Annotated in this window: 19 protein-coding genes and 6 tRNA genes; 5 read left to right on the plus strand and 20 right to left on the minus strand. The window is 56.8% G+C overall.

Going from position 1 to position 23,575, the window contains the following annotated elements; genetic code table 11:
- Positions 1-100: 100 nt before the first annotated feature.
- Entirely contained in the window at positions 101-523 is a 423-nt protein-coding gene (locus WFM49_RS07150; RefSeq protein WP_009463861.1) for an acyl-CoA thioesterase, read from the plus strand.
- Here WFM49_RS07150 and WFM49_RS07155 read toward each other — a convergent pair.
- From WFM49_RS07155 to WFM49_RS07170, 4 genes are all read right to left on the minus strand, one after another.
- Positions 500-982 (minus strand): DUF3293 domain-containing protein, encoded by a 483-nt coding sequence (locus tag WFM49_RS07155; protein ID WP_009463860.1) that lies wholly within the window; start codon positions 980-982, stop codon positions 500-502. The genes WFM49_RS07150 and WFM49_RS07155 overlap by 24 nt on opposite strands.
- A gap of 115 nt (positions 983-1,097) precedes the next feature.
- Positions 1,098-4,160 carry an efflux RND transporter permease subunit gene (locus WFM49_RS07160; RefSeq protein ID WP_324577949.1) on the minus strand — a complete coding sequence of 1,021 codons (3,063 nt, stop codon included), beginning with the start codon at positions 4,158-4,160 and terminating at the stop codon, positions 1,098-1,100.
- Positions 4,157-5,242 (minus strand): efflux RND transporter periplasmic adaptor subunit, encoded by a 1,086-nt coding sequence (locus tag WFM49_RS07165; protein WP_336972551.1) that lies wholly within the window; start codon positions 5,240-5,242, stop codon positions 4,157-4,159. The genes WFM49_RS07160 and WFM49_RS07165 overlap by 4 nt, the downstream gene beginning before the upstream one ends.
- A 54-nt stretch (positions 5,243-5,296) precedes the next feature.
- On the minus strand, positions 5,297-5,908 hold the full coding sequence (locus WFM49_RS07170; RefSeq protein WP_336972553.1) for a TetR/AcrR family transcriptional regulator: 612 nt from the start codon (positions 5,906-5,908) through the stop codon (positions 5,297-5,299).
- A 245-nt stretch (positions 5,909-6,153) separates the two neighbouring features.
- On the opposite strand from WFM49_RS07170, the gene WFM49_RS07175 reads away from it, so the two are divergent.
- Positions 6,154-6,468 (plus strand): hypothetical protein, encoded by a 315-nt coding sequence (locus WFM49_RS07175; protein ID WP_250756732.1) that lies wholly within the window; start codon positions 6,154-6,156, stop codon positions 6,466-6,468.
- Positions 6,469-6,619: 151 nt separating this feature from the next.
- Here the strand turns inward: WFM49_RS07175 and WFM49_RS07180 are convergent.
- The 6 genes from WFM49_RS07180 to WFM49_RS07205 form a co-directional block, all read right to left on the minus strand.
- Positions 6,620-6,696, minus strand: a tRNA-Asp gene (locus WFM49_RS07180).
- A 19-nt stretch (positions 6,697-6,715) separates the two neighbouring features.
- Positions 6,716-6,791: transfer RNA gene (locus WFM49_RS07185), tRNA-Glu, on the minus strand.
- A gap of 25 nt (positions 6,792-6,816) precedes the next feature.
- Positions 6,817-6,892: transfer RNA gene (locus tag WFM49_RS07190), tRNA-Ala, on the minus strand.
- Between the two features lie 125 nt (positions 6,893-7,017).
- A tRNA-Asp gene (locus WFM49_RS07195) sits at positions 7,018-7,094 on the minus strand.
- A gap of 20 nt (positions 7,095-7,114) precedes the next feature.
- Positions 7,115-7,190: transfer RNA gene (locus WFM49_RS07200), tRNA-Glu, on the minus strand.
- A 27-nt stretch (positions 7,191-7,217) separates the two neighbouring features.
- Positions 7,218-7,293 (minus strand) — tRNA-Ala (locus WFM49_RS07205).
- A 556-nt stretch (positions 7,294-7,849) separates the two neighbouring features.
- Here WFM49_RS07205 and WFM49_RS07210 point away from each other — a divergent pair.
- Positions 7,850-10,672, plus strand: a complete 2,823-nt coding sequence (locus WFM49_RS07210; RefSeq protein WP_336972556.1) for an EAL domain-containing protein — start codon at positions 7,850-7,852, stop codon at positions 10,670-10,672.
- Positions 10,673-10,729: 57 nt separating this feature from the next.
- Here WFM49_RS07210 and lnt read toward each other — a convergent pair whose 3' ends face one another.
- The 5 genes from lnt to miaB form a co-directional block, all read right to left on the minus strand.
- Positions 10,730-12,349, minus strand: a complete 1,620-nt coding sequence (gene lnt / locus WFM49_RS07215; protein ID WP_009463854.1) for an apolipoprotein N-acyltransferase — start codon at positions 12,347-12,349, stop codon at positions 10,730-10,732.
- On the minus strand, positions 12,336-13,217 hold the full coding sequence (locus WFM49_RS07220) for an HlyC/CorC family transporter (RefSeq protein WP_009463852.1): 882 nt from the start codon (positions 13,215-13,217) through the stop codon (positions 12,336-12,338). Before WFM49_RS07220 ends, lnt begins: the two co-directional genes overlap by 14 nt.
- A gap of 148 nt (positions 13,218-13,365) precedes the next feature.
- Positions 13,366-13,842, minus strand: coding sequence for an rRNA maturation RNase YbeY (gene ybeY / locus WFM49_RS07225; protein ID WP_250757217.1), 477 nt, complete (start codon positions 13,840-13,842; stop codon positions 13,366-13,368).
- Positions 13,835-14,830, minus strand: coding sequence for a PhoH family protein (locus WFM49_RS07230; protein WP_009463850.1), 996 nt, complete (start codon positions 14,828-14,830; stop codon positions 13,835-13,837). Before WFM49_RS07230 ends, ybeY begins: the two co-directional genes overlap by 8 nt.
- A 3-nt stretch (positions 14,831-14,833) precedes the next feature.
- A complete protein-coding gene (miaB, locus tag WFM49_RS07235; RefSeq protein ID WP_226348958.1) occupies positions 14,834-16,234 on the minus strand; it encodes a tRNA (N6-isopentenyl adenosine(37)-C2)-methylthiotransferase MiaB in 1,401 nt (466 codons plus the stop codon).
- A gap of 262 nt (positions 16,235-16,496) precedes the next feature.
- Here miaB and WFM49_RS07240 point away from each other — a divergent pair, with 262 nt between their 5' ends.
- The gene (locus tag WFM49_RS07240) at positions 16,497-16,718 is read left to right on the plus strand and encodes a ParD-like family protein (RefSeq protein ID WP_009463848.1); all 222 of its coding nucleotides are present in this window, start codon (positions 16,497-16,499) and stop codon (positions 16,716-16,718) included.
- Positions 16,715-17,482: a type I methionyl aminopeptidase gene (map, locus tag WFM49_RS07245; protein ID WP_336972559.1), complete on the plus strand. Its 768-nt coding sequence runs from the start codon at positions 16,715-16,717 to the stop codon at positions 17,480-17,482. The genes WFM49_RS07240 and map overlap by 4 nt, the downstream gene beginning before the upstream one ends.
- A gap of 446 nt (positions 17,483-17,928) precedes the next feature.
- Here map and secF read toward each other — a convergent pair whose 3' ends face one another.
- The 5 genes from secF to queA form a co-directional block, all read right to left on the minus strand.
- A complete protein-coding gene (gene secF, locus WFM49_RS07250) occupies positions 17,929-18,867 on the minus strand; it encodes a protein translocase subunit SecF (RefSeq protein WP_009463846.1) in 939 nt (312 codons plus the stop codon).
- Positions 18,868-18,919: 52 nt separating this feature from the next.
- Positions 18,920-20,791, minus strand: coding sequence for a protein translocase subunit SecD (gene secD / locus WFM49_RS07255; RefSeq protein ID WP_022983425.1), 1,872 nt, complete (start codon positions 20,789-20,791; stop codon positions 18,920-18,922).
- Between the two features lie 60 nt (positions 20,792-20,851).
- Positions 20,852-21,196: a preprotein translocase subunit YajC gene (yajC, locus tag WFM49_RS07260; RefSeq protein WP_003803689.1), complete on the minus strand. Its 345-nt coding sequence runs from the start codon at positions 21,194-21,196 to the stop codon at positions 20,852-20,854.
- Positions 21,197-21,285: 89 nt separating this feature from the next.
- Positions 21,286-22,422, minus strand: a complete 1,137-nt coding sequence (tgt, locus tag WFM49_RS07265) for a tRNA guanosine(34) transglycosylase Tgt (protein WP_009463845.1) — start codon at positions 22,420-22,422, stop codon at positions 21,286-21,288.
- Entirely contained in the window at positions 22,419-23,483 is a 1,065-nt protein-coding gene (gene queA / locus WFM49_RS07270) for a tRNA preQ1(34) S-adenosylmethionine ribosyltransferase-isomerase QueA (RefSeq protein ID WP_336972564.1), read from the minus strand. Before queA ends, tgt begins: the two co-directional genes overlap by 4 nt.
- Positions 23,484-23,575 lie beyond the last annotated feature (92 nt).

The raw sequence follows: 23,575 nt of genomic DNA on the forward strand, positions 1-23,575 counted from the left end.
ATTTGCAAAATGTTTCAGCGGCTGATTCAGTGCCTGATTACCGTGGTTTCCACCTTTTTATCCGGGGTAAACTGGCAGGCGATTTTGCAAAAGGATAAACATGCACGTGTTCGAGCGCCGCATCACCGTGGAATGGGGTGATTGCGATGAGGCCGGGATTGTTTTCTATCCCAATTATTTTTATTGGTTTGACTGCACGTATCAGGCGTGGCTGCGGCAAGCAGGCTTGAGTCAGCGTATCTTGCGCCAGGAATATGATGCGGTAACGCCCTTGGTGGATGTCGGTGCCAACTTCCGCGCACCCGTTACCTATGATCGCGAGATTCGCGTTTGCGTGCAGGTGGCTCAATGGCTGGAGCGGCGCTTCAAGCTTGAATATCAAGTCTTCAATATGGACGGTGTGCTGGTAGCAACCGGCCACGAGTGGCGCGCCTGGGCGCAGGTCTTGCCGGAAGGGCGGCTGAAAGGTGCCGCCATTGCTGAAGACTTTCGTCAGCGCTTAGAAGGGAACGGGGCTGTTTGAAGCGGCCTGATCAGACACCGGCAGGCGCTGCTGCACTTGATGCAGCTGCGGCTTGCCATTGAGCGGTATATAGACAAAAGCCAATTGCTTGAACAGGCGTGCTTGCCAGCGTGCCTGTTGCAGGCTGATGTCCAGCACCAGCAGGCTGGGTTCATCCGGCCATTTGCCCTTGGGGTCCAGATTCACGGCGGGCCACCAGCGCAGATCCAGTTTCTGCAAATCGCGCAGCAAGCTTTCCTGAACCGCATCGTTAAAGGCACGGCTGCAAATTTGCGCGCCTGGATTGCAGGCGGTCAAAATTGCCGCCCCACGGCTGTTTTCTTGTTCCAGTAATTGATTCAGAGGGCGGTTGAGCTGGCCGATGCGCACGTCCATATCGCCCTTTGGGCTGTGTATACGGTAGATCGCCTTCTCGAAAGCGTGAGACAGGGCGGCGGGCAGGTCTTTCTGTGTAGACATAAGCTATCTTGCGTCGTTCTGTTCTCCGGACCCACAAGACTGGCAGTGGGATGCATGGTTTGTTGGTGTTCAAACCATGCATCCATTATTTACACAGTTTCAGCCTTCAAGCAAGTTATGAGGCGCGTGGATCCTGGATTCGATTCCAGATCGAATACAAGCTGGGCAAGAACAAGAGCGTCAGGATGGTGCCAATGGCTGTACCGCCGATCAGCGTCAGGGCCATGGAGCCCCAGAACACGGAGAAGGACAGCGGAATGAAGGCCAGTACCGCCGCCAGCGCCGTCAGAATGACGGGGCGGGCACGCTGCACAGTGGCTTCAATCACGGCATCGTAGGGTGAGGCACCTTCAGCCCGGTTGGTCTTGATCTGCTCAATCAGAATCAAGGTATTGCGCATCAGGATTCCCGCCAGACCGATCAGCCCCAGAATCGCGGTAAAACCAAAGGGTTGCTGGAAAATCAGCAAGGCGGGCACGCTGCCAATCAGGCCCAAGGGGGCGGTCAGGAACACCATGATCATGTTCGAGAGCGAACGTACCTGAATCACGATGACCAGCAGCATCAAGGCAATCATGACCGGGAAGACGGGCAGCAGCGCGTCATTGGACTTCTTGGCCTCGGCGGTAATACCGCTCATCTCTATCAGGTAGCCAGGGGGCAGGGAAGCCTGCAAGGAGGCAAACTCCTTCATCACCCGATTGGCCACTTCTGCCGGTTGCACGTGTGGAGCAATATCTCCCCGCACTGTCATGGTGGGCAGGCGGTTGCGACGTGCCAGCTTGGGTTCTTCCTGCATGATTTCCAGCTTGCCGACCTGCTCCAAGGGCAGGTTCTGGCCCTGATCATTCATGACGGTCAGACCGGACAGGCGCATGGGATCATGGCGGTTGCTGGCAGAGCTGCGTGCCACAACCAGTACATTACGCAGGTCCTCGCGGTATTCCGCAACGGTTGTGCCATCCAGCTGCAACTGGATTTGCTCGGCCAGACTCTGGCGATTCAAACCCAAGGCTTGCAGACGTTGCGGGTCTACGTCCAGCTTCAGGACGGGTACGCGCGAACCCCAGTCCACGTTCACCTGACGCATGTCCTTGTCGGCCCGCATCACCGCCATGGCTTGCTCGGAAATATCACGTAGCTTGTCCAGATCAGGGCCACGTACCAGGAACTCCACCGGGTATTTGGTGGATGGCCCGAACACTAGCTGAGTGGCACGGACACGCGCTTCTGGTGTCAGGCCATCGGCCACCACTTGGCGGAAGCGTTGCAGCAGCGCATCGCGGTCGTGGTGATCAGCCGTCAGCACCACCAGACGAGCAAAGGAGGGATCAGGCAGTTCAGGGTTGTAGGACAGGAAAAAGCGCGGTGCGCCTTGCCCGGCATAGCTGGTGACCAGCTTGGTTTCGGGCTGCTCGCGCAACCAGCTCTCCACCTTGCGAGTAACGGCTTGCGTGGACTGAATACTGCTGCCCTCGGGTAACTGCACTTCTACCAGCAGCTCGGGTCGGTCGGAGGTGGGGAAGAATTGCTGTTTGACGAAACCCATGCCTACAACCGCCAGCACGAAGGCTGCCACCACAATTCCGGCCACCAGAAACTTGTGGTGTACCGACCAGGCAATCATGCGGCGCAGGCGCATGTAATTGGGGGTGTCGTAAATGGCCTGATGGCCGCCGGGACGGGCTGGAATGGCGGGCAGCAATTTCACGCCCATATAGGGAGTGAAGGCCACCGCAACCAGCCAGGAGGTCAGCAGGGCAGCGGCCAGAATCCAGAAGATATTGCCGGCGTACTCCCCGGCAGAGGAACGGGCAAAACCCACCGGCAGAAAGCCGATAATCGTCACCAGGGTGCCGGACAGCATGGGGGCTGCCGTATGGTTCCAGGCATAGGCGGCGGCTTTCAGGCGGTCCATGCCTTCTTCCATTTTCACGATCATGATCTCGATCGCAATAATGGCGTCGTCCACCAGCAGGCCCAGCGAGATAATCAGCGCGCCCAGCGTTACCCGATCAAACACCTTGCCTGTCATCATCATGATGACGAACACCATGGCCAGCGTCAGGGGCACAGCGGCAGCCACTACAATCCCGACCCGCCAGCCCATGCTGACCAGACACACCAGCAGCACGACGCTTAGCGCCGCGAAGAACTTGAACATGAACTCGCCTACGGCGGAGGCAATGTTCACCGACTGGTTGGTGACGGTCTCCAGGGAGAAGCCCAGGGGCAGGGCAGCGGCAATATCTTCCCGTGCCTTTTCCAGATCCTTGCCCAGATACAGGCCGTTGTAGCCCTCCTGCATCACCACATCCAGCAACATGGCAAATTGTGCGTTGTGGTGAATCTCGAAGCTGGGTGGGTCCTCGTAACCACGGCTGATAGTGGCAATGTCGCCCAAGCGCAGATTATGACCCTGCACGTAGATATAGGTATTGCTGATGGCCTCCACATCCTCCAGCCCGGCGCTAAGGCGCATGTGAATACGCGGGCCATCGGTGCTGATGGCACCACTGGCTGTCATGGCACTGCGCTTGGACAAGGCTTCCAGAATCTGTTGAGGATTGAGCTGCAGATTGTGCAGCTTGGCTTCGTCCAGATCGACAAAAATACGCTCGCTTTGCTCGCCCAGAATATTCACCTTCTTGACGCCGGGGACTTGCAGTAGCTGGCTGCGTACTTTCTCGGCCTCGCGAGTCAGCAGGCGCGGTGGCAGACCGGGGGCTTGCAGCGCGAACAGGCTGAAGGACACGTCCGAGTACTCATCGTTCACAAACGGCCCCTGCACGCCTTTGGGCAAGCGCGGAGCCTGATCCTGCAGCTTCTTGCGGAGCTGATAGAACTCGCTCTGAACGTCCGCGGGCGGCATGGTGTCTTTCAGGGTCACCACCATCAAGGCTGTGCCGGGACGGGTAACCGTCTCTACCTTGTCAAACCAGCGCAGTTCCTGCATGCGCTTTTCCATGGGCTCGGCCACCAGATCCTGCATTTCCTGGGCGGTGGCCCCGGGCCACATGGCAGTGACGGTCAGCACTTTCACGGTAAAAGCCGGGTCTTCGGCTCGACCCAGTTTCACGAAGGAGTAAATGCCGGACGCTGCCAGAGCAATGATCAGAAACAGCGTGATGGCCCGTTCACGCACCGCCAGAGCGGAAAGATTGAAGCGGCCTGTCATTGCTTGACCTCGCGTGGTTCAGGACGAACTTCCTGGCCTTCATGCAAAAGGTTAGCGCCCAACGCCACGATGGCCGTACCGGCTTCAGGGCCTTGGGACAGGTAAGCGTGTTCCTGGGCAAGCTTGGCAATGGTCACGGGCTGCCAGTGCACGGTTTTCTGATCATCAATTACCCACACACCAGGCCCTTTACCCGCATCGTAAATTGCAGTCAGCGGCACTTGATTCAAGGCGTCTGCATCCGGGGGCGTCAAATGCACAATGGCGCTGGAACCCAGTCTTGCGGTGACATTCTCGCCCTCGAAGGAAAAGCGGGCCTGATAGCTGCGGGTTGCAGGGTCAGAGGATTGGGCCAGCTCGCGCAGTTGGGCGGGCAGGCTTTCCTGGGAGTCCGTTAGTTCAATGGTGGCGCGAGTACCCAGCGGAATATCCCACTGCTCGGGCAGGCTGACAATGACATCACGTGGACCGTCCTGGGCCAGGCGCAGCACGGCTTGCCCCGGGCTGACAACTTGGCCAACATCCGCAATCTGGGCGGTAATGATGCCGCTGGCTTCTGCTTTCAGGGAACTGTATTGGTCGGCGTTGCGGGCTATTTCAGCTTGTGCTTGGGCGGACTTCAGATTTGCCTGTGCGCTACGCAGTGCCTTCTGGCTTTGTTCATGCGCCTGACGGGAAACACCGCCTTGCTCCACCAGCAGGGACAAGCGTTTGTAATCTGACTGGGCTTGTTCGGCCTGAGCCTGGGCGGCCTGCACGGCAGCCAGACGGGCGCGGTAATCCAGTTGCAGATCCTTGGGGTCCAGCGTCATCAAGAGCTGGCCTTTTTCAACGTGCTCGCCGTTTTGAACTTTGCGCGTATCAATCTTGCCGCCTACCCGAAATGCCAGCGGGCTTTCCACCCGTGCGCTGACCAGCCCCAGGAAACGTCGTTGCTGATCGGCCTTGGGCTGAATCACGCTTTGAATGACCAAAGGAGCCTGAGTGCGAGGGTCGGCCTCCTGTGTCTGCTGGCTGCACCCCATCAGTACAAGGGCGGCGGACAAACTCAAGACAGGGCTAAGAGAGCGAAAAAGAGCCATGCAGGACTCCGGGTAGGTAAATGGTTGGATGAACTGTAACTTGGGACGTGACGTTCAAGGCATCAGGCTACGCAGGATAAGCTGCGTTACCACCAGCAAACCTTGGCGGGTTTTTTCAGGCGGATGTATTTCCAGCAAGACAGGGTGTAGACAGGCGGTCAAGGCAAACAGGATGCCTTGAACCACCTCGTCCAAGGGCGTGCGGCGTTCAAAGTCGCCGCTTTCACGGCCCGCGCGCACCAGGGCGGTGATTTGGGTCAGCAAATCTTCTCTGTGCTGGTCCACTGTTGTCCAATTGTTTTGCAGCGCTTCAATGACCACTTCTTGCATGCGGCCTTCCTTCAAGAACAGCTCCAGGCTTAGCGTGCAGGCGGTTTCAATGAAGTGGCGCAGACGTTCGATAGGGGGCAAGTCGCCCTCCACAATCTGTTGCAGCTGCACGTGCATGCCTTTGAGCACAGAGTGGCAGATCGCCTGGCCGATAGCCTGCTTGGAGTCGAAAAAACGATAGAGATAAGCGCTGGACACGCCTATGGATTTGGCCAGGCTGGCAACAGAGGTCTTGCGATACCCGTAGAGCCGGAAATGCGTATTGGCCTGCTCAATGATCTGTTCGCGGCGATGATGCTCGGTCGGACCACGCTGGCCCAGGGTACTGGCTGGCATAGAAGTTGAATGTTGAAGTAACGATAACGCAATACATTAACTTCCTTGTTAAGCCGCGGCAAGTAAATTGAGGCCACATATCCCGTTTTTTTGCTTGATGGGACTCTTCTTGACAGGCAAACCTTTTAGATCAGCCGATGGCTTGAGCAGGCAGCAGGGCATCCGCAGGATGGGATCATGCTTTGAGTCTGACCTTCCAGGCTTTGGCTTGTTGAGAGCGTGCCAGGGATAGCGCTTTTTGCAAGGTGGCTGATGCGTATGGTTGTTCGGATGGGAGATGCCTCATTGCCTGCGGCGTATTTGTCTCGAATGTCTATTACAACCAGCCGCTTCTGGAACTGTTGCAACAGGCATTCTCGCAGGAAAGAGGGCTGATTAATCTGGCCCCGATGGCGACCCAGTTGGGGTTTGTTTGCGGCCTGTTTTTTCTGGTCCCTCTTGGAGACCGGATTGACCGTAGAAAATTGATTCTGGGGCAGGCGGTGGTTTTGCTGGTCGGGCTGGTATTGCCTGGCGTCTGGGTGGGTGGCATGCGGTATGCCTGTTTGGAGGGGCATTAGTGCTTATCGGTTTTTCTTTGCACGGTATTCGTAGACGAGCGATAGGCACCAGAGGCTGAGAGAGGTGTTCTGGTGCGCATGCTTGCAGGCCGGGAGTCCACCAATGAAAAAAGCCTGACAGATCGAAATCTATCAGGCTTTTTGAATTTTTTGGCGGAGCGGACGGGGCTCGAACCCGCGACCCCCGGCGTGACAGGCCGGTATTCTAACCAACTGAACTACCGCTCCGCAGCGGTGCCAAGAATCTTGGCGTCCCCTAGGGGATTCGAACCCCTGTACCCACCGTGAAAGGGTGGTGTCCTAGGCCTCTAGACGAAGGGGACAGGACTTACAACTAAATCGTCGTTTTGGTGGAGGTAAGCGGGATCGAACCGCTGACCTCTTGCATGCCATGCAAGCGCTCTCCCAGCTGAGCTATACCCCCAATTTTCTTTACTTCGTTTTTTAACTGCGTCAAAAAACCAAAGTATCGAAATAAGTGTCAGGCTTGACGAGGCTTGCCACTTCAAACTGCTAAAACCAGTCCAGGACTGATTTTTTTAAATCTTTTGGCGGAGCGGACGGGACTCGAACCCGCGACCCCCGGCGTGACAGGCCGGTATTCTAACCAACTGAACTACCGCTCCGCAGCGGTTGCCAAGAATCTTGGCGTCCCCTAGGGGATTCGAACCCCTGTACCCACCGTGAAAGGGTGGTGTCCTAGGCCTCTAGACGAAGGGGACAGGACTCTACAGCTAATCTTCGTTTTTTGGTGGAGGTAAGCGGGATCGAACCGCTGACCTCTTGCATGCCATGCAAGCGCTCTCCCAGCTGAGCTATACCCCCATTTCGGCGTTCTTTTTGTCGACCACCAACGAAGAATTGAGATTATGAAGGTGTTTTTATCTTTGTGCAAGTCTTTTGAAGAAAAAAACCAAAATAAAGTGAAAAAACTTCAGAGGGGCTGCCAGAGGGGGGGCAGGGGGCAGGCAGAGGAGGCGATACCCCCGGCGTGCGGAAGCCGAAAACAGGGCTAAGGGCGTGCCTGAAATGGGCGTGTATCTTTTTGTTTTATACGTGGTTTTGTATCTTCTTTGTGTCATAACATTTCATTTATGGCTCAATAGAAGGAAATGCTTTCAACTATTAGCGTCGTTTTTTTGTCCCTTTCAGGATCGTCTAATTCCCTTCTTAGGCGCATAAATGCAGGGTTTGTGAGAAATTTGCGCTGCTCTGTAATCTAATGATGGTATGCTTCGTTGAGTAACATTTCACCTGCAATAATTACGTTTTGTAGGCCCCTCACTTAGCCTGCATTTTTTTATTTAATGGCGCTATGTCAGCAAAGCAGTGCATATCATCACCTCTGCCTGTTCCAGTGGATGCACAAAGACGAATCAGTTTGAGTGCTTTGCTGATTTGGGTGCTGTTGGTCTGGCTGTTGTTGATCTCCGCAACGGTTACTGTCATTTACAAGCAAAACCAGGCAGAAATTCGCCTGCAGGCAAGTAGCGGCCTCCTGCGCCAGCTCTCTGATATCAGCTATTCCGTGGCGCTGGCCGCGCCTTCCAGTTCGACGCCTGCCCGTTTGCGCCACTTGGATCAGCAGTTCCAAGGGGTGGTGCAGTTGTTACGCGATGGCGGAGTAGTCGATGGTGTGGTCCTGGTCCCGCTGGACAAGCCCTTGCTGGGGCTGGTCTCCCAACTAAGTAATGAATGGCAGCGGCGCTTGATGCGTCTGGATTTTCCGGTCAGCTCCGAGCAAGTGCTCCTGCCAGCGGCCAGCCTGAACGCGGAAGACTCGTTGTTTCGTCATAACACCCAGCAATTGCTGGATGCGTTTGATGCCTCGCGTGAAAGTATCCGCTCGCAGCACCGCTGGACGGTGTTCTTCATGCTGGGTCTGGATTTGATCGCGCTGTGTCTGTCCTACTTCATGTTGCGTGCCTGGGCAGCCGATCCCTTGCGACAGCTGGTGGCCCAAGGCCAGGCTTTTACTGGCGGCAATTACCGTGCGAAAAGCACCAGTTCAGGCACTAGTGAAACGCGTTATTTGTCGCAGATTTTGAATTACTGCGGTTTGCAGATTCAACAGCTGGATGCGCAGCTTTCTATTCAGCAGCGCAATTTATCCCAGCTCAACGCCATATGCCGCAGTTTGAGCCACAACCCTTTATTGGGAGTTTATTTATCCCGCGATGGCCGCTTTGATTTCGTCAATAAAAAGCTGGCAGAGACATTGGGATATAGCCGTGCACAATTGCGCCAGGAGTTCACGGTTGATCAAGTCTTTCTGTCGCCGCGATTTCCTTCTTTGACTCAAGTGGTGGCCGATTCGCGTTCTGGTGGCAGCAGTTTGCGCTATGAAACGCGGGCATTGCGTCATGACGGCAAATCCATTGATGTCGAGATCTGTGCCATTCCCATCGAGCTCGAGGGTCGTATGGGCATGGTGGCAGTAGTGCAGGACATCACCACGCGGGTGCGCAACGAAGTGACGGGTCGTTTGGCGGCCGTGGTGTACGAGAACACTTGCGAAGCCATTGTTGTGACGGATCGTTTTGGCCATGTGGTAGATGCCAACCCGGCTTTTAGCCGCATCACCGGCTACGAGCTGGACGAAGTGCGGGGCCGCACCTTGTCTATCTTGAACTCGGGGCGTCAGGACACGGAGTTCTACCGCAAAATGTGGCGCGAGATTTCGGAAACCGGGCGGTGGCAGGGCGATATCTGGAATCGACGCAAGAACGGCGAGGATTTTGCCGAGCGTTTGACCATCAGCACTGCCTGGAACCCGGATGGCACGGTGTATCGCCATATTGGCTTGTTCACCGACATCACCAGCCATAAGAAGCGTGAAGCGCAGATGTGGAAGCAGGCGCATTACGATCATTTGACGGGCTTGCCCAATCGGCAGATGTTCCAGGATCGCTTGCAGCAAGCGCGCGAGCAGTCGCGTCGCACAGGCTTGCCTTTCGCGCTGATCTTTATGGATCTGGATTTTTTCAAGGATGTGAACGACTCCTTGGGGCACGAGAAGGGCGACGTCCTGCTGCAGGAAGTGGCCCAGCGTTTGCAGCGCTGTGTGCGGGTAACGGATACCGTGGCCCGTATTGGTGGTGACGAGTTTACCGTCATCATCTCGGATATCAGCGATACCTCGATTGTGGAGCGCACTTGTCGCTGTTTGCTGGACACGATTGAAGAGCCTTTCCAGTTGGGCAAGAACTCGGTGTCTGTTTCCGCCAGTTTGGGAATCACGCTGTTCCCCGAAGATGGCGATGATGCCGGCCAGCTTTTGAAGAATGCGGATATGGCCATGTACGCCGCCAAGGCTTGCGGCCGCAATCAATACTGTCGCTTCCTGCCTGCCATGAGCGAAGCCGTGGAAGCGCGCCTGCGTTTTTCGCAGGATTTGCAAAAGGCACTAAGCGAGCAGCAGTTCCAGCTTTATTACCAACCCATTGTGGATTTGCGTACAGGGCAGGTCACCCGTGCCGAGGCCTTGATACGCTGGGAACACCCGCAGTTGGGCTTGGTGCCCCCTTCAGAATTCATTCCGTTTTCCGAAGATTCCGGTCTGATTGTGCTGATTGGCGAATGGGTGTTCGAGACGGCTGCCCAGGCCGCGGTGAAACTACGCAACGAGCTGGACCCCGGTTTCCGGGTCAGCCTGAATGTCTCGCCCGCGCAGTTCAAGCTCAATGGCTCCTGCGCGCGCGAGTGGGTGGAGTATCTGCAAACCCAAGGCATTCCGGGTGATGCGCTGGTGGTGGAAATTACCGAGCGCTTGTTGCTGGACGATCAGGGGCAAGCCTTGCAGCAGTTGCGCTCCTTGCGGGAGTACGGCATGAGTGTGGCGCTGGATGATTTTGGCACCGGCTACTCCTCTCTGTCGCACCTGAAGCGGTTTTCCATCAATGTGCTCAAGATTGATCAGTGCTATATCCGCAATCTGGCCCTGAGCAGCGAGGATCTGGTGCTGACTCAGGCCATGATTGTCATGGCGCAAAAGCTGGGCTTGCGGGTAGTGGCAGAAGGTGTGACCAGTCACGAGCAACTGGATTTGTTGAACAACGCCGGTTGCGACTATATGCAGGGCTACTTGTGCTCTACGCCTATCCCGGCGGATGAGTTCGTGGACTGGTGCAAGACCTGGAATCGGGAGCGTGCCGGTGGTTTTGCCGCGCGCTTGTACCCGAATGCACCGCAGGCTTTGCAATAGCAGAATCCTTTCAGGGAGTCTCCGCTACCGCAAAGCCTGTGGTGAGTTTGTTGGTGCTTAGTCCTGACGACGAGAGCGCCAGGCAAAAATAATCAGAAGCAGGCCTGCCCAGATCAAGAAGGGCAGATTGCCGTATTTCACGTAGGGAGTCAGGCCTGTTGTGCCTTGAACTTCCACATCCAGCACACCCGGCGTCAGGGGCGGCAGAGCTGCACGAACACGCCCATAAGGATCAATGGCGGCTGTCATGCCGGTATTGGTGGCACGCAGCATGGGACGGCCTGTTTCCAGAGCCCGCATACGTGAGATCTGCAAGTGCTGGCTCAAGGCCCAGGAATCGCCAAACCAGCCCAGATTGCTGATGTTCAACAGCAAGGTAGCGCCTTCCTGGCCAGGACTGCCTTGCACGGCCTGGATGATCTCTTCACCAAACACGTCTTCATAGCAGATGTTGGGGGCAACACGCCCCTCTGCCATCTTGAAGGGCGCTTGCGGCAAGGCGCCACGATGGAAGTCCCCCAGCGGGATATTCATCATGTCCACAAACCATTGAAAGCCGGTGGGGATGAATTCGCCGAAAGGCACCAGATGATGCTTGTCGTAGTAGCTGGCCGTGCTATTGATGATGTCCTGGGGCTGAGTCTCGGGGCTGATCAGCAAGGCGCTGTTGGTGTAGCTCAGCTTGCCGTTGACCGTGCCACGGTCCATGGGGACACCCAGCACCAGATTGGCTTGATGGCGCTGTGCCAGTTCCGTCCAGCGCAACCAGAAGCTGGTTTCCAGGCGGTTTTGCAATACGGGGATAACGGTTTCAGGCAGAACAATCAGGCGCGGCGCGTCTTCGGGGGTCTTGGCCGGCAGGTTTGCCAGCTCGTAATAACGCTCTATGCCTTCGCTCATATTGGGGCCGAACTTGGCGCTTTGATCGATATTGCCTTGCACCAGGCGGGCAATAAAGGGCGCGCCATGGGGCTGGACCCAGGCAATATGCGGCAGACTGATCCCGATCAGGCCAAAAATCATGGCGATACCAATGCCGATCGCGCTGGAAGGGCTTTGGTTCTTGTCTTTGGAGGCGGCAAACTGGGCAATCACGGCGGCGCTGAAAGCCGACAGCCAGGCCAGGCCATACACACCCACAACGGGTGCCCAGCCGGTAAACATCCCTTCTGCGTGGGCGTAGCCGATATTCAACCAAGGAAAGCCAGTCAGCAAATTGCCGCGCAGCCATTCGCTTAATGCCCAGCAGCTTGCCCAGCCTGCTGATAGCAACAATCGTGGCAGCCAGGAATCACTATCGTGCTTGGGGCGCAGTTTTTGCCAAACCGCTGAAGCCAGAGCAGGAAAGAGGGCCAGGGCGGCAGCCAGTAGCAAAACGCCCAGGGCGGCCATCCAGGAGGGCATGCCACCATACTGGTGCATGCTGATGTACAGCCAGTAAATCCCTACGCCAAAATGCCCCAGCCCAAACAGATAACTGCGACCAAAGGCCTGGCGCACGGACGTCGAACCCATGATCTGCGAGCAGGCAATGGCCAGCAAGGTGATCTGGTAGAAAGGCAAAATCCAGGATGGCAGCGGGCCAATGGAAAAGGACAGGGCATGCAAGCCCCCCAGGACCAGCAGTAAAGCGACGCCAAGCGCCTGGGGTAAAGGTTTGGAATCAGGCTTGTTCAAGATTAGGCTCGGCGGGTGTGGCTCGCTGAACGTGCAACCAAAGGGCTCGTTTGGCATCCGCACGGACAACCGTGAGGCTGATGCCATCAAGCTGGGCCACATCGCCCCGGCGAGGGATATGTCCCAATTCGGACGCCAGCCAACCACCTACGGTGTCAAAGTCGTCGTTAGGGAGGTGGGTCTGGAAGGCTTCGTTGAAATCGGGGATTTCAGTCAGTGCCATGACACGCCAGCTGTCGGGGCCGGCCTGGAAAATGGTCTGCTCGGCGTCTTCATCGTATTCGTCTTCGATGTCGCCCACAATTTGTTCCAGCACGTCTTCCATGGTGACCAGGCCTGCTGTACCACCGTGCTCGTCAATAACGACGGCCAGGTGATTGCGGCTGCCACGGAACTCGTGCAGCAAGACGTTCAGGCGCTTGGTCTCGGGAATGAATACCGCAGGGCGAATCAGCGGGCGCAAATCCAGCGTGGGATTGGCGATCGAGAGCAGCAGGTCCTTGGCCAGCAAGATACCGATGATATTGTCGCGCTCCGTCTCGTAGATCGGAAAGCGGCTGTGGCCCGTTTCAATAATGATGGGCAGCATCTCGGTCAAGGGCTTGGCGATGTCCAGCATATCGATCTTGGATCGGGGCACCATGATATCGGCCACTGTTTTGTTGGCCATATCCAGTGTTCCGGCGATCATGGACAGCGATTCGTCGTCGATAACTTTGCGGGCGTGGGCCGCAACCAGGACAGACTTAAGGTCTTCTCGGTCTTCGGGTTCGTGACGCCGATTGAAAAAAGCACTTAAGCGAGAGATGGGATTGTTTGAGCTGGCCTTGGAAGGGCGGGGCTCGGGGTCGGGAGCAGAGTCTGACATTGTCCGAAGGACGAGTTAAGGAAGAAACAAGCATAACCGAAAAATGATGACAAGGTATGTACCTGTCATCATTCGGAATGCGGGAAGGGAAGTGAGGATTGGCGCAGCTTTGTCAGGGATGGGAGACCCTTTGTGACAAGTGGGCGAGCTAGCGCTCCTGGTAGGGATCGGGGATGCGCAAACTGGCCAGAACAGCGGTTTCCAGCGCTTCCATGTCCTGGGCTTCGTCCTCTTCAATGTGGTCGTAACCCAGGGAATGCAGACAGCCGTGCACCACCAGATGAGCGGCATGGTGCAGAAATGGCTTTTGCTGTTCCTGGGCTTCACGCTCCAGCACGGGCAGGCACAAGACGATATCGCCGTGGACCACGCCGTCCTCGTCCTGACCATATTCAAAGGTCAGCACATTGGTGGCGTAGTCGCGTTCCCGGTAGCTCAGGTTCAGGCTCTGGCCTTCTTCGGCGTCCACAATACGCAAGGTGGCGGAAAGGGCGGTGAAGCGATCTTCGGGGTGGATGCGTTCGACTGCCATATCAATCGTGCGCTGCATCCAGCGGCGGATACGGGAGCGGCTCAGCTCGGGGCAATCAATAGCGTACTGGACGCTCAGGGACAGATCAGGCATCACCGGCTCGTTCGTAGGCGTCCACAATTCGCGCAACCAGCGGGTGGCGCACGACATCACGGCTGCTAAAGCGCGAGCAGGAAATACCCTGCACGTTTTCCAGCACCTTGACGGCATGATTCAAGCCGCTGCGCTGGCCTTTGGGCAAGTCCACCTGAGTGGGGTCGCCGGTAATCACCGCCTTGCTGCCAAAACCGATGCGCGTCAGGAACATTTTCATTTGTTCCGGTGTGGTGTTCTGGGCTTCGTCCAGGATCACGAAAGCATGGTTCAGCGTGCGGCCGCGCATATAGGCCAGCGGTGCGATTTCGATGATTTGTTTCTCGAACAGGCGCTGTACCTTCTCCACACCCATCAAGTCATACAAAGCATCGTATAAAGGACGCAGATAAGGATCTACCTTCTGGGCCAGATCACCGGGCAAAAAGCCCAGACGCTCACCCGCCTCGACGGCAGGACGTGTCAGCACCAGACGGTGCACGGATTCGCGCTCCAGCGCATCGATGGCGCAGGCCACTGCCAGCCAGGTCTTGCCGGTACCGGCTGGGCCTACGCCGAAGTTGATGTCGTTGTTCAGGATATTGCGCAGGTACTCGCGCTGACCGGGGGTGCGAGGACGCAGGTCGCGTTTGGCGGTACGCAGGGAAATTTCTTCCTGGCCGACGGGGGGCAGCTCGGGCAGGGGCTCGGGCTTTTCCTCTTTTTCGTGGCGGCGGCTGGCGCCCAGCTCAACCAGGCCCAGCTGAATATCGTCGATATTCAGCGCACGGTGCACGGCACGCGAATGGAACCAGTCAATGGCCTTGGCAGCCTCCTCCGCGCGCTCGCCTTCAATCGAAACATGACTGCCACGCCGACGCAGGGTGACGTCATAGGCAATGGCAATCTGCTTGATGTTCTCGTCCAAGGGGCCACACATATTGGCCAGATGGGTATTGTCCCCGTCCAGGCGCAAGGAAGTGGGCATGCGGCGGCGTTGGCTAGTCATGGATCAGGCTCCTGCAACCCGGTCATGGGTCACGATTTCTCCGCGCAAGGTATTGGTCAGTACTTGGGTCACGTGCACATCCACAATTTGTCCGATCAGGCGAGGGTCGCCGGGGAAGTTGATGATGCGGTTGTTTTCGGTACGGCCTTTCAGTTCCGAGTCGTCTTTGCGCGAGGTGCCTTCGACCAGAATGCGTTGTACGCTGCCGACCATGGCCTGGCTGATGGCCTGGGCCTGCTCGTTGATTTGCGCTTGCAGGCGGTGCAGGCGGTCCAGCTTTTCTTCTTTGCTGGTGTTGTCTTCCAGGTCGGCGGCCGGTGTGCCGGGGCGACGCGAATACACAAAAGAGAAAGACTGGTCGAAATTCACATCGCGAATCAGCTTCAGTGTCTTCTGGAAATCTTCTTCCGTCTCACCGGGAAAGCCCACGATAAAGTCCGAGGACAGGACGATGTCGGGACGGGCCTCGCGCAGGCGACGGACGATGGATTTGAACTCCAGCGAAGTGTAGCCGCGTTTCATTGCAGCCAGAATACGGTCGCTGCCGGCCTGTACGGGCAAGTGCAGAAAGGGGACCAGCTTGGGCAGATTGCCGTGGGCGGCGATCAGGCGCGAGGTCATTTCCTTGGGGTGCGAGGTGGTGTAGCGAATGCGCTCGATACCAGGGATCTCGTGCACGTACTCCAGCAGCATGGCAAAGTCGGCAATCTCGCCAGCGACGTCGGTCGGGCCACGGTAGGCGTTCACGTTCTGGCCCAGCAGCGTCACTTCCCGCACACCCTGGTCGGCCAGGTCAGCCACTTCCATCAGTACGTCGTCAAAGGGACGGGAGACTTCGGGGCCACGGGTGTAGGGCACTACACAGAAACTGCAGTACTTGCTGCAGCCTTCCATGATGGACACAAAGGCGGAATAACCCTCCACGCGTGCGGGAGGCAGGGCGTCGAATTTTTCGATTTCAGGAAAACTGATATCTACTTGCGAGCGGCCGCTGTTGCGGCGCTTGACGATCAGCTCGGGCAGGCGGTGCAAGGTTTGTGGTCCGAACACGACATCCACGTAGGGAGCACGACGAATAATCGTGTCGCCTTCCTGGCTGGCCACACAGCCACCTACGCCAATGACCAGATCGGGATTGAGCGCTTTCAAATGCTGAACCCGGCCCAGATCCGAGAACACCTTTTCTTGCGCTTTTTCGCGCACCGAACAGGTATTGAACAGGATGATGTCTGCTTCTTCGGGGTTGGTTGTCAACTCCACGGGGCGATCCTGATTCAGGATATCGGCCATTTTTTCGGAGTCGTACTCGTTCATCTGGCAGCCAAAGGTGCGAATGAAGAGCTTGCGGGCAGGCTTGGTAGCAGCATCCGCGCTGGCGGGGGTAGAGATTGTGGTGTCGGTCATAGAAGGAGCCGTGACGGGTGTATATCCCGCGGGCCATTGAAAATGATGAATCGGGCATTATAACGCCCAGCCTCCCGTGAGCCACAAGCAAGCTGGGATCATGTGGGAGGACTTGTTGCAGACAGGCCGCCCTTTGGGGTGAGAAGGCTGGAAATAGTCTTGTCGGGGCATGAAGCTGGATCAGGATTTTCAGTCAACTTCTACTTGCGTCCTGATTTTGTGGATTATATGATTCGTATATGTATCATATAAGGATTGAAAAATGGGTATCGTGAATATTGATGACGAGCTGCACGACCAGCTACGCAAGGCGAGTACGGTTTCATGTCGCTCCATCAATGCGCAGGCGGCTTTCTGGATACGTATGGGGCTGTTGTGCGAACTGAACCCGACCATGAGTTTTAACGAGATTGTCGCCCGTGAAATGAAGGCGGCTGGTTTGGGTGAGCCTGCCGTGCCTCTGGATCAGGTGGAGTCAGCATGATCAAGATGGCAGATGAAATTGCCTTGATGGCCGAATCGGGCCGTTTGCTGGCTCAAGTGTTCACGCGCCTGGATCAGTTAGATCTGATTGGCATGAACACCATGCAGATCAATGATCTGGTCGAGAGCTACATCGTCCATGATCTGCAAGCCCGGCCCGCCAGCAAAGGGCAGTACGGTTATGCCTATGTTCTGAACTCATCGCCTAATCAAGTCGTGTGTCACGGTATGCCGTCCACGACGGATGTACTGAAAGAGGGGGATATCGTGAATTTCGACATCACCCTGGAGAAGAACGGTTTTATTGCGGATTCCAGCAAAACCTACACGGTGGGGCAGGTGACTCCTGCTGCGCAAAAACTGGTCGATGCCTGCTATATGGCGATGTGGAAAGGTATACAAGCCGTACGCCCCGGCGCGACTTTGGGTGATGTGGGGTTTGCCATCTCCCAGTACGCACGCAAGAATGGGTATTCCGTTGTACGTGATTACTGTGGGCACGGCATCGGGCGGGAAATGCACGAAGCGCCTGAAGTTTTGCACTGGGGCATGCCGCGCACAGGACTGCGATTGAAAGAGGGCATGGTGTTCACGATTGAACCCATGCTGAATCAAGGTGGCCATGCGGTGCAAACCGGGAAAGATGGCTGGACCGTGCGCACTTGCGATGGCTTGCTGTCAGCACAGTTTGAGCACACGGTAGCGGTGACAGACAGTGGTGTGCGCGTATTGACGCTGCGGCCTGATGAAACTATCCCGCATTAATTAAGTAGTTGGTCGCTATATTGCCATCACAATATCGCTCGTTGTCTAGCCGTCGTGCCGAAGTATTCCTTCAGATAAATATAGGGTGGCAGGCGTTTGTTTTATTGAGGGCCGGACCAGGTCGGCTTGGCGGGCCATTCGCCCGTGCTGCGCACGGGTCCCCTTGTCAGAGTCCAGATGCGGGCGGGTCGTGAACTCGGAGCGCGGTTTGTCCCCCGGACAAACCGCAAGCGTGCTCCTCAAACAGCACGACCCTTGCACCCCGCATCCGGCCTCTGCCCGCGGCGAATAACCTGACTCGCCCGCCGACCTGGTCCGGCCCTCAATAAAACAAAAAGAGGCTTACTGCCGCCACTCTATTACTCGCAATCCAGCAGCCTTAGAAACAAAAAAGCCCGACATTGTTTTAATGTCGGGCTTTCGTTAACAGCGAGCCAAGAAGCAACTTAGCCTTCTACAACCTCGCCGCCTTCGTCTTTCTTGATCGGCTTGACCAGATCCTCACGTTTCACGCCCAGCCACATGGAAATGGCGGCGGCCACGAACACGGAGGAGTAAATACCGAACCAGATACCGATGGTCAGCGCCAGCGAGAAGTTGTGCAGCGTGGGTCCACCGAAGAAGAAAATCGACAGCACCATCATCTGGGTAGAACCGTGGGTGATGATGGTACGCGAGATGTTCTGGGTGATGGACAGATCAATAATGTCCGACACCGACATCTTGCGCTGCTTGCGGAAGTTCTCACGGATACGGTCCATCACCACAACGGATTCGTTCACGGAGTAACCCAGCACAGCCAGGACACCGGCCAGCACCGACAGCGAGAACTCCCACTGGAAGAATGCGAAAAAGCCCAGAATGATGACCACGTCGTGCAAGTTGGCAATCGCACAAGCCAGTGCCAGCTTCCACTCAAAGCGGAAACCCAGATACAGCAAGATACCCGCGACCACAAAGGCCAGGGCCATCAAACCGTTATGCAGCAGTTCCTGCCCCACCTGTGGGCCCACGAACTCCACACGGCGCAGCTCCACGTCCGAGTGCTGCTGCTTCAAGGCCTGGAGTACTTGTTCGCTTTGCTGGGTAGAGTCTTGTCCGTCCAGAACGGGCAAGCGGATCATGATGTCCTGCGACGTGCCGAAGTTCTGTACCTGGAAGTCGGTATAGCCCAGCGACTGAATCGAGCCGCGCACATCTTCTACCTGCACGGTTTGCTGATAGTGCACTTCCATGACCGTACCACCGGTAAATTCGATGGACAGGTGAAAGCCGCGCACAATAATGAAGACGACCGCTGCAATAAATGTCAGAAAACTGATCAGGTTCAGCACCAACGCATGGCGCATGAACGGGATAGTGCGGTGAATACGAAAAAATTCCATGATGCTTTATGCCTGTAGTTGGGCCTGGCCGGTTTGCACCGGCCCCGGCACTTTACTTCTTGTCCTGTGGTTTCCAGACCTGACCAATGGAAATACCCTGCAGGCGACGACGGTTGCCATACCAGAGGTTGACCAGGGCACGAACCCCAACCACCGAAGAGAACATGGAGGTCAGAATACCGATCACGTGGACGACCGCAAAACCACGGATAGGACCGGAACCGAAGGCCAGCAAAGCGACACCCACAATCAGACTGGTCAGGTTGGAGTCGAAAATAGTGGCCCAGGCACGATCAAAACCCAGGTGAATGGCTTGTTGCGGCGAGGCACCATTGCGTAGCTCCTCGCGGATACGCTCGTTGATCAGCACGTTGGCGTCAATGGCCATACCCAGGGTCAGGGCGATAGCTGCAATACCCGGCAAGGTCAGGGTGGCTTGCAGCATGGACAAGACAGCCAGCAGCAAGAGCACGTTGAAGGTCAGGCCAATGGTGGAGAACAGACCAATCAGGTGGTAGTACAGCATGATGAAGATGGCGATCGCAATAAAGCCGTACAGCGTGGCGTTAAAGCCTTGGCGAATATTGTCGGCACCCAGGCTAGGGCCAATGGTGCGCTCTTCAATGATGCTCATGGGGGCGGCCAGCGAACCGGCACGCAGCAGCAGGGAAATATCGGCGGCTTCCTGAGCATTCATGCTGCCGCTGATCTGTACCTGGCCGTTAGGAATTTCGCTACGGATAACCGGAGCCGTCACCACTTCACCCACGCCATTTTCAAACAGCACAATCGCCATGCGCTTGTTGATGTTGTTGCGGGTAATGTCGCGGAAAATGCGCGAGCCCTTATTGTCCAGCGTCAGGTTGACGGTGGGTTGCTGGGTTTGCGAATCACGACCGGGCTGGGCGTCCTGCAGGTTTTCACCTGTCAGGATGACCTGGCGACGCAGCAGCAGGGGGGCACCACCACGCTCGGTGTAGCGCTCCAGACCAAAGGGCACGGTACCCGAGTTCAAGGCCGCAACGGCAGCAGGCGAGTCTTCCACCATACGCAGTTCCAGTGTGGCCGTACGACCCAGAATTTCCTTGGCTTTGGCTACATCCTGCACGCCGGGCAGTTGAACCACGATGCGATCGGACCCTTGCTGCTGAATTACAGGCTCGGCTACGCCCAGCTCATTGATTCGGTTATGCAAGGTGGTGATGTTTTGCTTGAGGGCGTTCGATTGCACCTGAATGGTGGCGGCTTCGGTCAAACGGGCTGTCAGACCGCTGTCACCGGCAGGGGTGAAAGCCAGATCAGGCATGGCGCGACGCATTTCCGATTGAGCGCGGTCGCGATCGTCTGCCGAGGCAAAGCTCATGCGCAGCGAGTGACCATCACGCTCGATGCCGCCAACAGGCACTTTGGCTTCGCGCAGCACGCTGCGGGCATCAGCCACCATGGAGTCGTAGCGGGCTTGAAGCGCGCCTTGCATATCCACTTGCAGCAGGAAGTGCACGCCACCGCGCAAGTCCAGGCCCAGGTGCATGGGGTGGGCACCCAGTGCGGTCAGCCAAGCAGGCGACGCAGACACCAGGTTCAGCGCGACGGTGTAGTCGGGGGCGGTAGCTGTGGAGTCCTTGTTCAGTTCGCGCTCGATCAGGTCTTTGGCCTTGAGCTGAACATCGGTGGACTCAAAACGGAAACGCGCAGTGGCGCTAGGTCCGTTTTGTTCAAAATACGAGCCCGTCGTAGGAATATTGTTTTTCTTGAGCAGCTCTTCAACGTGACTGATCAGGTTGGTTTCAAGCCGGACCGTGGATTTGGCGCTGGAAACCTGGACAGCAGGAGACTCACCAAACAGATTGGGCAAGGTATAGATCAGGCCGATCGCCAGCGCGACCAAGACGATGACATATTTCCAGAGAGGATAACGATTCATGGGATATCTACGACGGGTGCAGAAATGGCAACCCCGGACCGAGGTCCGGGGTCGGAGGCATTACAGCGACTTGATCGTGCCTTTGGGCAGAACAGTCGTAACGGCCACGCGTTGGACCAGAACTTCAACAGGCTTGTCGGTCAGGTTGGCCACTTCAACGGTCAGGTAGTTGTCGTGAACTTTGCTGACTTTGCCCAGCAGACCGCCGGAGGTGATTACTTCGTCGCCTTTGGCCAGGTTGGAGACCAGGTTGCGGTGCTCTTTCTGACGCTTCATTTGAGGACGAATCATCAAGAAGTACAGCACAACGAACATCAAGATGATGGGCAGCATGCCCATCAAGGCATTTTCGCCGCCGGCAGCTGCCTGGGCGGGGATGAGAGTCAGAATGTCAACAGCGGACATGTGGGGCTCCTGAGGATTTTTTTGTGTGGGTTGTCAAAAACTAACGGTGTATTGTAGCGGCACTTTATTGCGGTATCACAAACAGCGTGTCATTCAATACCGCGCGCCCGATCCTGGTGGAACTGCTCCCGCCAGGCCGCGAAACGCTTTTGCTCGATAGCATCGCGCATCTCTTGCATGATCTGCAAATAGAAATGCAGATTGTGCAAGGTATTCAAACGCGAGCCGGTAATTTCATTGGAACGCTGCAAATGATGCAAGTAGCCACGCGAGAAATGCTTGCAGGTATGGCAGGTGCAGCTGGGATCCAGCGGGCGGGTATCGTCGCGGTAACGGGCATTGCGTATCTTGATGTCGCCGTAACGGGTAAACAGCCAGCCATTGCGCGCATTGCGGGTGGGCATGACGCAGTCAAACATGTCCACGCCCTGGCTGACCCCTTCCACCAGATCTTCCGGTGTACCCACACCCATTAGATAGCGGGGGGCATGCGTGGGCAGTTTCGGGGTGGTGTGCGCCAGAATGCGCATCATGTCTTCTTTGGGCTCGCCTACGGACAGGCCGCCAATGGCATAGCCTTCAAAGCCGATTTCGGTCAGACCAGCCAGGGATTCGTCGCGCAGGTCCTCGTACATGCCGCCTTGCACAATGCCAAACAGGGCATTGGGGTTATTCAGACGCTTGAATTCCTCGCGTGAACGGCGAGCCCAGCGCAAGGACATGCGCATGGATTTAGCCGCTTCGATATGCGTGGCGGGACGGTCGTCAATCAAGTAGGGCGTGCATTCATCGAACACCATGGAAATATCGGAGTTCAAGGAGTACTGGATTTGCATCGACACTTCAGGCGTCAGAAACAGGCGCTCGCCGGTGATGGGGGAGGCAAACTTCACCCCTTCCTCGGTAATCTTGCGCATGCCTTTCAGGCTGAACACCTGAAAACCGCCCGAGTCCGTCAGGATGGGCTTGTCCCATTGCATGAAATTATGCAGACCCTGGTACTTGTCCATGACCTCCGTGCCCGGACGCAGCCACAGGTGAAAGGTATTGCCCAATATGATCTGCGAGCCAATCTCGTTCAGCTCGTGCGGCATCATGGCCTTGACGCTGCCATAGGTGCCTACCGGCATGAAAATGGGGGTTTGCACCACACCGTGGTTCAGGGTGATCTGGCCACGGCGAGCGGCGCCATCGGTGCTTAAGAGGTCAAACTTCAGTCCACTCATGGGGTAGGAGGCTCAATGAACATAGCATCGCCGTAACTAAAGAAGCGATACCGGGATTGGACGGCGTGCTGGTAGGCACGTTGTATGGGTTCGATCCCCGCCAGGGCCGATACCAGCATCAGCAAGGTGGACTGGGGCAAATGGAAATTGGTGATCAGTGCATCCACCCACTGGTACTGGAAGCCGGGGGTAATGAACAGGCGCGTGTCGCCTTCAATGCTGCCATCGGTGCAGCGCTGGTTCATGCCGGGCTCTTTGCTGGCGGCAGACTCCAGCGAACGCACACTGGTGGTGCCCACGGCAATGACGCGGCCACCGGCAGCGCGGGTGGCTTCGATCTTGGCCAGGGTGGTGGCGGGCACATGGTAACGCTCGGCGTGCATGACGTGTTCGCTGATATTGTCCACACGCACAGGCTGAAAAGTGCCTGCACCCACGTGCAAGGTCACAAAGGCCTGGTCCACGCCTTGCTCGCGCAAGGTGTTCAGCATGTCGTCGGTAAAGTGCAGGCCAGCCGTCGGGGCGGCCACGGCACCGGGGTGACGGGCGTAAACAGTCTGGTAGCGCGAGTCGTCTTCCTCGTCCGCTGCGTGGGTAATGTAGGGTGGCAAAGGCGTGGCGCCGTATTGCTCCAGCATGTCCAGCACAGGCTCGTGAAAGCGCAGCGCAAACAGGGCGTCTTCCCGCCCGGTGCAATCGGCCAGTACCTTGCCGTCGGCCAGTTCCAGCAACGTGCCAGGTTTGGGGGACTTGCTGGCGCGGATATGGGCCAGAGCCGTATCGGGGCCGGTTACGCGCTCGATCAGCACTTCCACCTTGCCGCCGCTGCTTTTCTGGCCATGCAGGCGGGCCTTGATGACGCGCGTATCGTTAAAGACCAGCAGGTCACCCTTGCGCAGCAGGCTGGGCAGGTCGGTGAACTGGCGGTCATGCAATTGGCTGGCACCGTCCAGATGCAGCAGACGGCTGCCCTGGCGCTGGGCCGGCGGGCTTTGAGCGATCAGATCAGGGGGAAGCTCGTAGTCGAACTGGGCGATAGTTAAAGAGGGGTCGATGCTCATGGTTTGTCGTAAAGGGCCACTGGCCAGAAGGCCGGGCCTGATGGGGTAACCGACTATTTTAACGCTTTGCCGCCAGATTGCTGAAACGGCCA

Origin of the sequence: Alcaligenes sp. PF14, assembly GCF_037150615.1 — a bacterium.
Classification (GTDB): Bacteria; Pseudomonadota; Gammaproteobacteria; order Burkholderiales; family Burkholderiaceae_B; genus Alcaligenes; species Alcaligenes phenolicus.